General features: G+C 66.7%; 9 protein-coding genes. 7 read left to right on the top strand and 2 right to left on the bottom strand.

The features are described 5' to 3' along the window. Window positions 1-49: 49 nt before the first annotated feature. Window positions 50-2,320 carry a TonB-dependent receptor gene (locus tag A4W93_RS06560; protein WP_157782126.1) on the bottom strand — a complete coding sequence of 757 codons (2,271 nt, stop codon included), beginning with the start codon at window positions 2,318-2,320 and terminating at the stop codon, window positions 50-52. 642 nt (window positions 2,321-2,962) lie between these two features. On the opposite strand from A4W93_RS06560, the gene A4W93_RS06555 reads away from it, so the two are divergent. The 7 genes from A4W93_RS06555 (at window position 2,963) to A4W93_RS06525 (ending at window position 11,955) form a co-directional block, all read left to right on the top strand. Then, on the top strand, window positions 2,963-3,826 hold the full coding sequence (locus A4W93_RS06555) for an alpha/beta hydrolase (RefSeq protein WP_157782125.1): 864 nt from the start codon (window positions 2,963-2,965) through the stop codon (window positions 3,824-3,826). Further along, the gene (locus A4W93_RS06550; protein ID WP_085749852.1) at window positions 3,823-5,376 is read left to right on the top strand and encodes a tannase/feruloyl esterase family alpha/beta hydrolase; all 1,554 of its coding nucleotides are present in this window, start codon (window positions 3,823-3,825) and stop codon (window positions 5,374-5,376) included. The genes A4W93_RS06555 and A4W93_RS06550 overlap by 4 nt, the downstream gene beginning before the upstream one ends. 6 nt (window positions 5,377-5,382) lie before the next feature. Next, complete coding sequence (locus tag A4W93_RS06545; RefSeq protein ID WP_085749851.1) at window positions 5,383-5,886, top strand: hypothetical protein; 504 nt, start codon at window positions 5,383-5,385, stop codon at window positions 5,884-5,886. A 114-nt stretch (window positions 5,887-6,000) separates the two neighbouring features. After that, window positions 6,001-6,927, top strand: a complete 927-nt coding sequence (locus A4W93_RS06540) for a LysR family transcriptional regulator (RefSeq protein WP_085749850.1) — start codon at window positions 6,001-6,003, stop codon at window positions 6,925-6,927. A 265-nt stretch (window positions 6,928-7,192) separates the two neighbouring features. After that, complete coding sequence (locus tag A4W93_RS06535) at window positions 7,193-9,289, top strand: bifunctional rhamnulose-1-phosphate aldolase/short-chain dehydrogenase (RefSeq protein ID WP_085749849.1); 2,097 nt, start codon at window positions 7,193-7,195, stop codon at window positions 9,287-9,289. 19 nt (window positions 9,290-9,308) lie between these two features. Then, window positions 9,309-10,598, top strand: coding sequence for an L-rhamnose catabolism isomerase (gene rhaI / locus A4W93_RS06530; protein ID WP_085749848.1), 1,290 nt, complete (start codon window positions 9,309-9,311; stop codon window positions 10,596-10,598). Continuing rightward, window positions 10,591-11,955: an FGGY family carbohydrate kinase gene (locus A4W93_RS06525; RefSeq protein ID WP_085749847.1), complete on the top strand. Its 1,365-nt coding sequence runs from the start codon at window positions 10,591-10,593 to the stop codon at window positions 11,953-11,955. The genes rhaI and A4W93_RS06525 overlap by 8 nt, the downstream gene beginning before the upstream one ends. Before the next feature lie 63 nt (window positions 11,956-12,018). Here the strand turns inward: A4W93_RS06525 and A4W93_RS06520 are convergent, their stop codons facing one another. Next, entirely contained in the window at window positions 12,019-13,032 is a 1,014-nt protein-coding gene (locus A4W93_RS06520; protein ID WP_085749846.1) for a LysR family transcriptional regulator, read from the bottom strand. Between the last annotated feature and the right edge of the window lie 270 nt (window positions 13,033-13,302).

The following is a 13,302-nucleotide window of genomic DNA, read 5'->3' as shown; positions in this document are numbered from 1 at the left end:
GGGCCCAGGGCGGTGCCGATCCGCATCGGCACCTACAGCGAGTCCGGCGTCAGAACTTCGCGTCCAGGGTCAGACCGATCACGCGGAGCGATTCCGGCTTGAAGGTCTGGAATGCAGCGCCGGTGTCCCCGACGAACTGCCCCAGGAAGTAGCCGCTGCGACCGGCGGGGTCGAACTTGTTGAAGAGGTTCCGAACGTTGAGCGTCAGCCCCCAGTTGCCGTCCGGCGAGCGGAAGCCGGCCTGCGCGCCGACGATCGTGGCCTTGTGCGCCCAGGAGAGCGGCGCCGACGGATCGTCCGCCGGACGGTCCTCGTACGTCACGTCCGTCCCGACCGATGCGCGGAAGTCCGAAACCCAGAAGCCGTACGTGGCAGCCAGGGTGGCCCGGATGGTCGGCTCGGAACCGGTTGCACCGATGGAGGCGCGCTCGGTCTCCGTCGTCATGCGCGACAGGCCACCGTTGAGCATCAGGTCCGGGGTGACGCGACCATAGAAGCTCACCGAACCGCCCTTGAAGGTGGCCGACGGGGCATTGCCGGAGACGAAGCTGAGCGTGATCGGGTCCAGAACGGTGGTCTGGTAGTTCTCGGCCTTGGTGTGATACGCCGTGAAGTTCAGACCGACCCGCCCGTTCAGGAACTGGTTCTTGAGGCCCAGTTCCCAGGTCTTCGGGATTTCCGGCTGCACGATGACCGGGGTATCGGGCGACGGAATCACGTCGTTGATGGCCGGACCCTTGTAGCCCCGGGTGTACAGCGCGTACACCATGTTGTCCTTGGTCAGCTGGTACTGCGCACCCGTCTTGTACGAGTAGTAGGTGTCCGTCAGCTCGGCATTCACCGGGTTCAGGTTGGCGGCGATGACCGGCGCGATGGCGCCGGGCAGCAGCGCGCCGGAAGCGGTCGTGGACACGCGTTCATGCCCGAGACGCGCCCCGAGCGTGAAGGACAGATCCTGAGTCGCACGGTAGAGCCCTTGCCCGAAGAGTGCGAGGCTGCGCGTGCTGCCGGTCTGCTGCTTGGTATCCCCCAGGGTGAGCCCCGGCGGCACCACGATCTTCCGCTCGGATCCGCCGTCGATGTCCTGGTTGTAGTAGAACGCGCCGAGCACGAAGTTGCCCGCCTCGAAGTCCGGCGAGGCCACGCGGAACTCCTGGCTCGTGTTCTTGAAGTCCTTGAAGAGAGGGGCCTGCGTTGCACTCGGAACCGGCACGTTGATGCCGTCCAGTTCATTGGACGTGGTTTCGGTCGACGCTCGGCGAATCGCCGTGATCGACGTCAGCGTGTAGTCGCCCAGGAACCAGTCGACCTGCCCGGACGCGCCGCGGCTCTCGTCCTTCCGTTTGTAGCCTTCGCTCGCGCAGCCTTGCGTGTTTTCCTCGCCGACGGTCACACCGCACGCGGCCAGCGCTGCGGTCAGGGGCGATCCAGGGGTCGTCTTGTAGAAGACAGTCGGCGTGCCGCCCTTGATCTTGTTCACCGAGTTGTCGACGCTCAGGTCGACCCGCACGTCGGTCGTCGGCAGCCAGCGCATGCGCGCACGGGCGTTCTGACGCTGGGTTCCGTCCCACGAATCATCGGGGATGTTGTGCACGACGCGCGGATCCTGGACCAGGCCGCCGGAGATGCGGAAGGCGAGTTGCTCGCTGGCGGGAACGTTGAGCGCGAACTGGGCGCCACCGCTGCTGCGAGTGCGACCCTCGATGCGGGCGACACCGCCGAAGCTCTTCATGTTCGGAGCGACCGTCACGATGTTCACCACGCCCGCCGATGCGTTCTTGCCGAACAGCGTGCCTTGCGAGCCTTCGAGCACTTCGACACGTTCGACGTCGAACAGGTTCGGAGGCGTCTCCGAAGAGCCGCCCATCGACACGCCATCGACGACGACGCCCACGGCGCCCTCGGCCGTCGGAGAGAACGACGTGGCACCGTAGCCGCGAATGCTCAGGCCGTTCCCGCTCCCCTGCATGGTCGGGACCGCACGCTGCAGGTCCTCGACCGACACGACGCGCTGCTGGTCGAGCTGCTGAGGTTGCACGACGGCCGCGGACGCGGGAACTTCCTGCAGACGTTCCTCACGCTTGTTGGCGACGATCACCACGGCATCGAGCTGCGTCGACGGCGCCGCGCGCTTCGCGGCAGGCGCAGCCGCGGCCGGCGCGACGGACGATTCGGGACTCGAGGCGGCGCTCTCCGGAGCCGGCACGACGGCGGGCGCGCTGGGCGCGGGCGTCACGGCCTGGGCAAGCACGGCCTGCGTGATCGCGCTGAGTGCGAGGCCCGCGGCGAGGGGCAAACTGGTGGTACGTTTGGTCGTCACATTGACTCCAATGATGATGGTGACTGCGTCAGGCAGAGGAGGCTCACTGGCCGACCCCGCGGTCGGAACTCATCAAGCCCTGGTGCAATCATGGTTTAAGCATGATTGTCGGCCGCAGCGGAGATTCACGGAGACTCGCCACGAGGCGCGTCACCCCCACGCAAACCACCCTCGCGCATTCGTGCCGGGTTTCCACCGACGCAATGTGGCGGCATCGCCGAGTTCATGCAGTCCTGCATGTGCAGGGCCCCTAGAGAGCTGATGACCGCCATCGCATTAGCGACACTTATGCCGTTCGAAAGGTCGACAATCCGATCTCGCAGCGGGCTCGATGAAGCGACATGCAACGCTCGACGACCGCCTCACGGCGGCGCTCGCGCATCGATATCAACGCCACGAATTGGGTCCGTGCAGGCGACGTCGCACCACCTTCAGAGGACGCGTCACGCGTTTACCCTGACCTCGCGGGGAAGCGTTCCTCCCAGACGAGGCCGAGCACCACGGTCATGCGGTGGGAATCCTCCGCTACAGCCCACAGGCCTGCTTCGGCATGATTCCTGGAACGCAGTTGTCCGGTTCGACCCGAGAAGTCGAGACACCCGGCGCTGCAACTTCGCTTTGTCGCAACAGGAACCCTCACACATGGACATGGTCACATCGCTCGTCGGCTACGAGGTACTCAATCTATGGCCAGGCGCCGCACCGGGCACCGAGCACAAGGTGATGGTCGAGACACAGACCGAGGTGAATCTGCCGGGCGCAGGCAAGACCCTCGTGAAGACGAACGTCAACGAGCCGACGATCACCGTCGTGCGTCCCGCTCCGGGCAAGGCGAATGGCGCGGCGGTCGTGGTCCTGCCGGGCGGCGGCTTCGGCGGTCTGGCATGGGATCTCGAAGGTCTCGAGCCGGCCCGCTGGCTTGCGGACCGCGGCATCACCGGCTTCGTACTGAAGTACCGCGTGGGGCACCTGGACCTGGCGCCGGGCCAGGCCCCGCCGCGGGACATGGACGGCATGCTGCGCATGATGGAGCCGGGACGGGTGCTCGCGGTGGCCGACGCCACCCAGGCGCTGAAGCTGGTGCGCGGCATGGCCGGCAAGTACGGCATCGACCCGACCCGCGTCGGCATGATGGGATTTTCCGCAGGCGCCATCACGACCCTGGGGGTGGTCCTGCAGGCGGACGCCAAGGCACGGCCCAACTTCGCGGTGTCGGCCTACGGCATGCCGGTGATCGACACCCAACCCGCGGCCGACGCCCCGCCCCTGTTCCTGGTTCACGCGCAGGACGACAGCACGGTCCCCGCCGGTGGCAGCGTCAAGCTGTTCCAGCAGTGGCAGGCCGTCGGACGCCCGTCCGAGCTGCACATCTACGCCAAGGGCGGCCACGGTTTCGGCATGCGACTGCCATCGCTCCCCGTCGGCCGCTGGCCCGAGGCCCTCGGCGCCTGGCTCAAGTCGGAAGGCTTCATGGAAGCGAAGTCCGAGAAGGCGACGGCACCATGATGGCAAAGCCGGGAATCCGGACGCTGATCATCTGCGCAAGCCTCGTCGCAGGGGCCTCGTGCGCCATCGGTGCCCCGACGCCTGACGCCTGCACTGCGCTGGGCGGCCTCAAGGTCGAGGCAGGCACCGTCGAAGGGGCCGAACGTTTCTCGGCAGGCGAAGTGATCAAGGGAGGAGAGACCGAAGGAGCCACTGCCGCGGCCGACATGTGCCGGGCCCGGGTCCGCCTGCAACCCGTGGCGGGCTCGGACATCAAGGTCGAGGTGTGGATGCCGGAGACCTGGAACGGCAGGATGCAGGGATTCGGAGGCGCCGGCTTCGATGGCGGCCTGTCCCCGGGCGGAGCCGCCACGCTCAACCGGGCCGTGGTCCAGGGGTATGCCGCCGTGCAGACGGACGTCGGGCACAAGGCCGTGCCAGGCCTGGCACCATGGGTCCACAAGCAGCCCGAGAAGGTGATCGACTTCGGCCATCGCGGCAACCACCTGGCTGCCGTCGTGGCCAAGGAAGTGATCGCGGCGCGCTATGGCCGCCCCAGCACGCATGCCTACTTCCTCGGCTGCTCCAACGGTGGCCGAGAGGGACTCATGGAGGTCACACGGTATCCCTCCGACTACGACGGCGTGATCGTCGGCGCACCCGCCAGGCGCTATCTCGAGATCCTCACCAAACTGATCTGGAACTACGACGCCGTGCTCGGACCCGGCGGCGCGCCCCAGCTCGACGACAAGCTCGGGCTGGTGCATCGCGCCATCATGCGCAAGTGCGATGCGCTCGACGGTGTGACGGACGGGCTTCTCGAGAACCCCCAGGCCTGTCGCTTCGACCCTGCCGAGCTGAAATGCCGAGGCGAGGCATCGTCGACCTGCCTCACGGGCGCCGAGGTCTCGGCCCTTCGCAAGGTCTACGACGGGCCGCGCCTGAGCAGTGGTCAATCGGTCATGACGGGCCCCGCACTGGGCAGCGAAGGCTTGAAGGACAACTGGTCCGCGTGGATCACGACCCCGCAGACCCGGGCCTACGGTCAGGAGTTCTACCGGTGGATGGTCTTCGACGACCCGGCCTGGAACGTCGAGAGTTTTCAGCTGGACCGCGACTACCCCCTCGCACTGCGGAAGATCGCGCCCGTCGTCAACGCAACCAGCGCCGACGTCGGCGCCTTCACGCGGCGCGGCGGCAAGCTGATCATCTATCAAGGGTGGGACGACCCGGTCATCTCGGCCGCCGAAACCATCGGCTACGTCGACGAGGTGCGCAAGACGCTCGGTCCTTCGGCGGAGAAGAGCGTGCGCCTGTACATGGTCCCCGGCATGGGTCACTGCGCTGGCGGCCCCGGTGCGACAGAGTTCGACCTGCAGCCGGCACTCGAGAAATGGGTGGAGGAAGGCCAACCTCCGGGGCACCTCGTGGCCACCAAGGCGGATTCTCCCGAGGGAACGGGCTTCACCCGCCCCCTCTGCCCCTGGCCGCAGACCGCCCACTACGACGGCAAGGGGTCCAAGCGGTCGGCCAGCAGCTTCCGGTGCAAGGCCGCGCCACCCAGGAACTGACAAGACGTGAACCAGCAGCCATCCATCACGCTTCGCGCCGCCTATGTCATCGTGCTCATCGCCGCGGTACTGCCCCATGGCCGGGCGGAGGCCGGATGGCTCGGCCTGGTGGTGGGCGGGGTCGGGCTGGGGCTCGTGCCTTCGATCGGCCCCGCGATCTTCGTCTTGCTCGGCATCTACCGAATCGGATCGGTCGTGCGCGACGGCAGGGCACTGGCGTCACCGCGGACGGGTGGAGTCGCACGCGCGGTCCGCTGGCTGGGGGCCTTGCTTCTCCATGGCGGCGCGGTGACGGCCGCCGTGGGATGGATCGCGCCGCCGTTGATGCAATGGCTTGCACCTGAGCGGACGGAGATCGGTGCGGAGTTCTTCACCGAGCTGTTCCTGTACCTCGCGAACGGCGTCGGGCTGCTCGGCCTGGCGATGTTCGAGTTCGGCCGCCTCCTCGCGTTCGAGCGCAGCGCCAGACAGGCGGGACCGCCAGCGCCGAACCGCGAGCAGGCACGCTGAACGGTCCCCGACGCGCTACCATTCCCGGAACGTATCGCCTGATTGAGCCGCCCGTGCACGCGCCCCGTTCCGCCCCGCCCAGCCCTCCGACGAAGACGCACGAGGAGCCATGCCATGCGTGATCTCACGCTTCGCAGCCTGCGCATCTTCGATGCCGCGGCCTCGACGAGCAGCTTCTCGCGTGCCGCCGAGATGCTGGGCATGACCCAGTCCGCCGTCTCCCAGCAGATCCGCGCGCTCGAAGACGAAGTCAAGGTCAAGCTGTTCGACACCCAGGCGCGCCCGATCCGTCTGACCGACGCGGGCCGGGAGCTCCTGCGGCACGCGCGGCTGGTGCTGTCCCAGGTCAACGTGGCGATGGACTCGTTGAACTCCCTCGACGGGCAGTTCCGCGGCCAGTTGCAGATCGGGGCCGTGTCTCCGGCGAACTACTTCCTGCCCGCCATCATCGCGGCCTTCCGGAAGGAGTACCCGGAGATGGGGGCGAAGATCAACCTCGGACAACGGGACGACCTTCTCGCGATGCTGAGCGCACACCAGCTCGATCTGGTCATCAGCGGCTACCCGTCCTCGGAAACCGACGTGCAGGCGGAAGTGTTCGCACGACACCCTCACTGCCTGGTCGCGTCGATCGACCACCCGATGGCGAGCCGGCGGAACATCGAATGGGCAGAGTTGCGCGACGAACCCTTCATCGCCAGGGAAGCCGATTCCGGCACCCGCCGTTTCCTGGAACACCTGCTTCAGGTCCAGGGCCTGCAGGTCAACCTCAACCTCGAACTCGAAGGCAACGAAGCCGTGAAGCAGGCCGTGATGGCCGGACTCGGCATCAGCTTCCTGTCCGCCCACGTGTTCCAGCTCGAACTCCAGATGGGCAAGCTCGCGGTGCTCGACGTCATCGGCCTTCCGAAATGGCTCGACTGGTGTGTCCTGACCCGCCGCGAAGCCGAAGAACCGGCCGCCCGCCGCGCGCTTCAGGATTTCATCCTGGCCGAGGGAGCACGCATCGCCGAATGCAGGGTGACGGCGGAAGGCCCCTGAAGCCGAGGCTGCCGATTCCCCGGGCGATCCAACAAGAACTTCGGGGTTTGCGAGCGGTTCAGCCCCCCTGGGCGGCCAGTCCACCCTGACGCACTGCAGCCTCAGGCGCGAGGGAAGGCACAGTTCCTCCACCCCGGTCGACCCGCATTAGGTTTGCTAATCATGTCCCCCAGCGCGACGGCGTTGTGATGCCGGAGGTGCGCCCCTACAGTTTCGTCTCAAGACGGGGCCAGTCGTGCCTCGATGTGCCGAGAACCGAAACATCATGACGATGAGCAAACCCTTCCCCAGCTGGGACGACCAGTTCGTAGCCGGCTTCGACGAGCCGCAGCTCCTGCAATACCGATCGAACCTGCTGGGCTCCGACCTGCGCATCACCAACTACGGTGGCGGCAACACCTCCGCCAAGGTCATGCAACGCGACCCGCTGACCGGGATGCAGGCCGAAGTGCTGTGGGTGAAGGGGTCCGGCGGTGACCTGGGGTCGATGAAGCTCGATGGCTTCTCGACGCTCTACATGCACAAGCTCCGTGACCTCAAGGCGCTCTACCGCGGCCTCGAGCACGAGGACGAGATGGTGGCCTACCTGCCCCACTGCACGTTCAACCTGAACCCCCGCGCCGCGTCGATCGACACGCCGCTGCATTCGTCGCTGCCCTACGCCCATGTGGACCACATGCACCCCGATGCGGTCATCGCGATCGCGGCCATGGAGAACTCGGAAGAGATCACCAGGAAGGTCTTCGAGGGCCAGGTCGGCTGGATGCCGTGGCTGCGACCGGGTTACGAGCTCGGGCAGCGCCTGGCCGCCTACAACGAAGCACACCCCGGCCTCCGGGGCATCGTCCTGGCCGGCCACGGGCTGTTCAGCTGGGGCGACACCGCCAAGTCCTGCTATGAGAACACGGTGGACCTCATCGCCCGCGCGCAGAGCTGGCTCGAACAGGAGCGCGAGAAGCGCGGCGCCATCGCCTTCGGTGGTGCCCAGTTCGACAATCTGGCGGCCCCGCAGCGCGACGCGGTGCTCGCGAAAGTGCTGCCGGTCCTGCGCGGCCTGGCGTCCCAGGCGAACCCCATGCTCGCCCATGTGAACACGTCGGCCGAGGTGCTCGAGTTCGTGAACTCGAAGGATCTCCTGGCGCTCGCCGCGCTCGGCACGTCCTGCCCGGATCACTTCCTGCGCACCAAGATCCGGCCCCTGGTGATCTCCGAAGCGGTCTACAGCCAATCGGGTGACGAACTCACGAAGACGATCGAACAGCTGCTCGCGGCGTATCGCGCCGACTACACGGCCTACTACGAACGCTGCAAGCGTGCGAACAGCCCCGCGCTGCGCGATCCGAACCCGGTGGTCATCCTGCTTCCGCGCATCGGCATGGTGACGATCGCCAAGGACAAGGCCACGGCGCGCATCGCCGGCGAGTTCTATGTCAACGCCATCAACGTCATGCGCGAAGCCAACGCCGTCGACAAGTACATCGGGCTGCCCGAGCAGGAGGCGTTCGACATCGAGTACTGGCTACTGGAAGAGGCGAAGCTCCAGCGGATGCCGCGCCCGAAACCCATGGTCGGCAAGGTGGCCCTGGTCACGGGTGGCGCCGGCGGGATCGGCCAGGCCATCTCGCACCGCATGCTGGCCGAAGGCGCATGCGTGGTGCTCTCGGACATCGACCAGGCGTCGCTCGAGACCGCCGTCGCCGCGATGGCGAAGAAGTACGGCGCGGACCACATCCGCGGGGTCGTCACGGACGTCACGGACGAGGCCAGCGTGATCGCCGCATTCGACTACGCCGCAGCGCAGTACGGTGGTGTCGATGTGGTGGTGAGCAACGCCGGCATCGCGTCGGCCGCCCCCCTGGAAGAAACTTCTCTCGCGCTCTGGAACCGCAACCAGAGCATCCTCGCCACCGGCTACTTCCTCGTGTGCCGCGAAGCGTTCAAGCAGATGAAGGCCAAGGGTCTCGGAGGCAGCATCGTCATCGTGGCCAGCAAGAACGGCATGGTCGCCAGCAACCAGGCCACGGCCTACTGCGCGGCCAAGGCCGCGGAGATCCAGCTGAGCCGCAACATCGCGCTGGAGGGTGCGCCGTTCGGCATCCGCTCCAACGTGGTCAATCCCGACGCCGTGATCCGCGGCTCGAAGATCTGGACCGGCAAATGGAGCGAAGAGCGCGCCGCCGCCAACAAGATCGAGGAAGGCGACCTCGAAGCCTTCTACCGGGACCGCTCGATGCTCAAGCGCAGCGTGTTCGCCGAGGACATCGCCGAGGCGACCTACTTCTTCGCGTCGGAACTCTCTTCCAAGAGCACGGGCAACATCGTCAACGTGGACGCGGGCAACCTCGCGGCGTTCACGCGCTGAGCAGGTCAGGATCCACACCATGAGCATCATCTCGGTCGACACCATCGCGGCCAGCAACGCGCCCCTCCTCGAACAGCAGAAGAGCGACTACGCTCACCTGGGCGGACAACTGGCGCGCCGCGGCGTCGACATCGACGCCATCAAGGCGAAGGTCAAGCAGTTCGCGGTCGCCCTGCCGTCCTGGGGGGTCGGCACCGGCGGCACCCGGTTCGCGCGCTTTCCCGGCCGCGGCGAACCCCGCCACGTGTTCGACAAACTCCAGGACTGCGGCGTCGTCCACCAGCTGACCCGCGCCACCCCGGGCATCTCCCTGCACCTTCCGTGGGACCACTGCACGGACTACAGCGAGCTGCGCGGCAAGGCCGAAGCACAGGGCATGTACTTCGACGCGATGAACTCGAACACGTTCTCGGACCAGAAGGACCAGGCCCACAGCTACAAGTTCGGCAGCCTCACGCACACCGATGCGAGCACCCGCGCGCAAGCGGTAGAGCACAACATCGCGGTGATCGAAGCAGGTCGCCAGCTCGGCTCCAACGCCCTGACGGTGTGGATCGGCGACGGCAGCAACTTCCCCGGGCAGCAGCATTTCCGCCGTGCCTTCGACCGCTACATCGACAGCGCGAGCCAGATCTACAAGGCGCTGCCTGACGACTGGCGCATGTTCCTCGAGCACAAGATCTGCGAGCCCGCGTTCTACTCGACCGTCATCCAGGACTGGGGCTCCAGCTATCTCGCGGCGAACGCCCTCGGCCCCAAGGCGCAATGCCTGGTGGACCTGGGACATCACGCCCCGAACGTCAACATCGAGCTGATCGTCGCCCGGCTCATCGCCGCCGGAAAACTCGCGGGCTTCCACTTCAATGACAGCAAGTACGGAGACGACGACCTCGACGCCGGCAGCGTGGCCCCGTACCGCCTCTTCCTCGTCTTCAACGAACTGGTGGCCGCAGCGCATGAAGGGGTCACCGGATTCAATCCGGCCTACATGCTGGACCAGAGCCACAACGTCACCGATCCCATCGAAAGTCTCATGAGCAGTGCCGCACAGGTCCAGCGCAGCTACGCCCAGGCGTTGCTGGTCGACCGGGTGGCCCTCGACGCGGCACAGGACGGCAACGACGTGCTGGTGGCTGCGCAACTGCTCAAGAAGGGCTTCGAGACGGATGTCACGCCCCTGCTGCAGCAGGCACGCCTCGAGGAAGGTGGCGCCATCGACCTGCTGGGCTGCTACCGGGCCAGTGGCTATCGGGCCAAGGTCGCCGCAGAGCGCCCTGCCAGCCAGGGCGGTGGAGGCGGGATTGTCTGAAGCGGCGCTCACCCTGGTTCTGGATGTCGGCAAGACACGCACGAAGCTCCTGGTCATCGACGACGAAGGCCGGCTCCTGCAGAGCTGGGGGTACGACAGCCAGTCGATCGAAACAACCTCCGGGTACCTGGCCCTCGATACCGGCAGCGTGCAGACGTGGCTGTCCGACACGCTGGCCGGCGTCGGGAGCCTGCGAAAGTCCGTCCGCCGCATCGTGCCCATCACGCACGGCGCGGCACTGGCCGGCATCGGCCCGTCGGGACTCGCCGTGCCGGTGGCGGACTACGAGTTCGAGGGCTTCAACGACCGGCCGGCCGACTGGGCCGAGCGCGTCGATCCGTTCGCATCCACCCTTTGCCCGATCCTCCCGCTCGGACTGAACGCCGCCACGCAACTCGACTGGATGCAGCGGCATCTGCCGGGACGGATGTCGAAGGTTTCGCACTGGATGCCCTACGCGCAGTACTGGGCCTGGTGGCTCAGCGGCGTGGCGAGCAGCGAGGTGTCGGCACTGGGGTGCCACACCCTGCTGTGGAAGCCGCGTGAAGGCGGCTGGTCCGCGCTGGCCCGACGCGAAGGGTGGGACCGTCGATTCGCGCCCATGCGCCACGCATGGGACACCCTCGGATTCGTCCGGCCCGAACTCGCCAGTTCCCTGGGATTGCCATCGGGCGTTCGCATCCTCTGCGGCGCACACGACAGCAATGCCTGCCTGGCGCGTTACCTTCGCAGCTGGCCCCGCATGACCTTGGTGTCCAGCGGCACCTGGGTGGTGGTAATGGCCTCGAGCGCCTCTCTGTCCGCCCTCGACGGAAAAGGGGACTTCCTGGCCAACGTCTCGGTGCGAGGCGAGGCGGTCCCCACCGGCCGCTTCATGGGAGGTCGCGACATCGAGAGACTGTGCGCCGGTGCGGACCCGCGCCTGGCCGATCGCCATGTACTGCGTCAGCTCATCGCCGATGGCGTGTCGATCGAGCGGGGCGGCCAGCGCGTGCGGATGGCCGATGGCCAATCCATCTCTGCCGAAGGCCTCGTGGACCGCTTCGATGCGAGGGAGCGTGCGACCCTGGCCGCGATGTACGCCGCTCACGAAACGATGAACTGCGTGCAGGCACTGGGCGCCGTGGGGCCGCTGACCGTCGATGGCCCTCTGGCCAGCAACGAGGTCTACCTGGAACTGCTGGCGGCGATGCAAGGTGACGTCCACGCGAGCAACGACCTCGTCGAGGGCACGGCGCGCGGAGGGTACGTCCTCGCTCACTGGACCGATGCGCGCCTGACGCCACCACTCGTCCGCCCCGTCGCGGTCCCGGACGACGCGCACCTGCTGAGGGGACGGGTCGCTCCGATCCTGTGAGGCCGACTGTCGGTCGGCCCGGGATCTGCCAGCGCAGAGACCGGACGACCGCGCCATGCGGCGTCATGCGGCCACGGGGCTGCGCGTGAGCGGCGCCTCGACCCGCTTGGTTCCTTGAGCGGACTGAGCAACGGGCTCCAGGCGCCGAGGCGTCGTTTCCGGCGACTGGAACTGGCAAGCCGCATAGGCCAGGCCCTCCGACATGAGAAAGTCCTTGAAGGCCTGCCGGATTGCCGGCGCGGCTTCGTTCCGACGACTGAGCACGCACCAGTCCAACCACTTCGGCGTGCCACCGACCTTCAGCACGGCCAGCTTGCCGGCCTCGAGTTCCAGCTGGAACGCATGCGCGGACAGGAAGCTGATGCCGAGGCCGGCCATCACCGCCTGCTTGACCGTCTCGTTGCCCTCGAACTCCAGCCTCGCCTTGACGTCGATGCCCTGGGTCTGCAGCAGGTGTTCGTAGAAGTTGCGTGTCGTGGAGCCCGCCTCGCGGAAGATCATGGTTTCGTCACGAAGGTCCTGCCAGAAGAGATCATCGCGCCTGGCCAGTCGATGCGTCACCGGTGCGATCAGGCAGTGCGGGTTCCGGGCGAACGTCTCTGCCTCGACTTCGGTCTCGGCCGATGGGAATCCACCGATCATCAGATCGATCTCATGCCCCGCCAGCTTCTGCAGCAGCGCGTCGCGCTTGCCCAGGCTGAGCTTGACCCGCACCTCCGCGTAGCGGGCTCGAAACGCCTTGATGAGCCGGGGCACGAAGTAGTACGCCGGTGACACGACACCGATGTGCAGCTGGCCGCGGAACTCCCCCTCCAACGATGCCAGGGCGTCGGACGCGACGTTGATCTGCGCGAGGATCAATCGCGCGTGGCCCAGCAGCGCGCGTCCCGCAGGGGTCAGTTGAATCGGACGCCCCACCGTGTCGAACAGGCGCGTCCCCAGCTCTTCCTCGAGTGTCCGGATCTGCTGCGACGCAGCCGACTGGGTGATGCCCACGAGTTCCGATCCCCGGGAGAAGCTGCATGCCGAAGCGACGGCCTCAAAGATGCGCAGCGAGCGCAAAGTGAAGTTTCGCATCGTGTCTCCTCGAGCTACATCCGAAAACTTTCCAACTGGACGAATTTTGAGTCAAGGCGGAATTTTTTTCAACGCCGCCACCGTGAAATCCGCGTCGAAGTCCACGGCATGTGCGCGTCGTCGAGGGCAGTAGCCAAGCTAATACGCATGCGCGCGACGCAACGCGCCTGCGCCGGTGATTGGTGCAAACCTAGGGTTTCCACTTGGGATTTCGAGCCATGCCGCGCGTTGCGTCGACGGCAGAAGGGCGCCGGGTGGCGGTGGATGTCC

The organism is Piscinibacter gummiphilus, from assembly GCF_002116905.1.
GTDB classification, from domain to species: domain Bacteria; phylum Pseudomonadota; class Gammaproteobacteria; order Burkholderiales; family Burkholderiaceae_C; genus Rhizobacter; species Rhizobacter gummiphilus.
The sequence above is the reverse complement of the archived record's forward strand: the minus strand, read 5'-3'. Positions and strand labels throughout refer to the sequence as shown.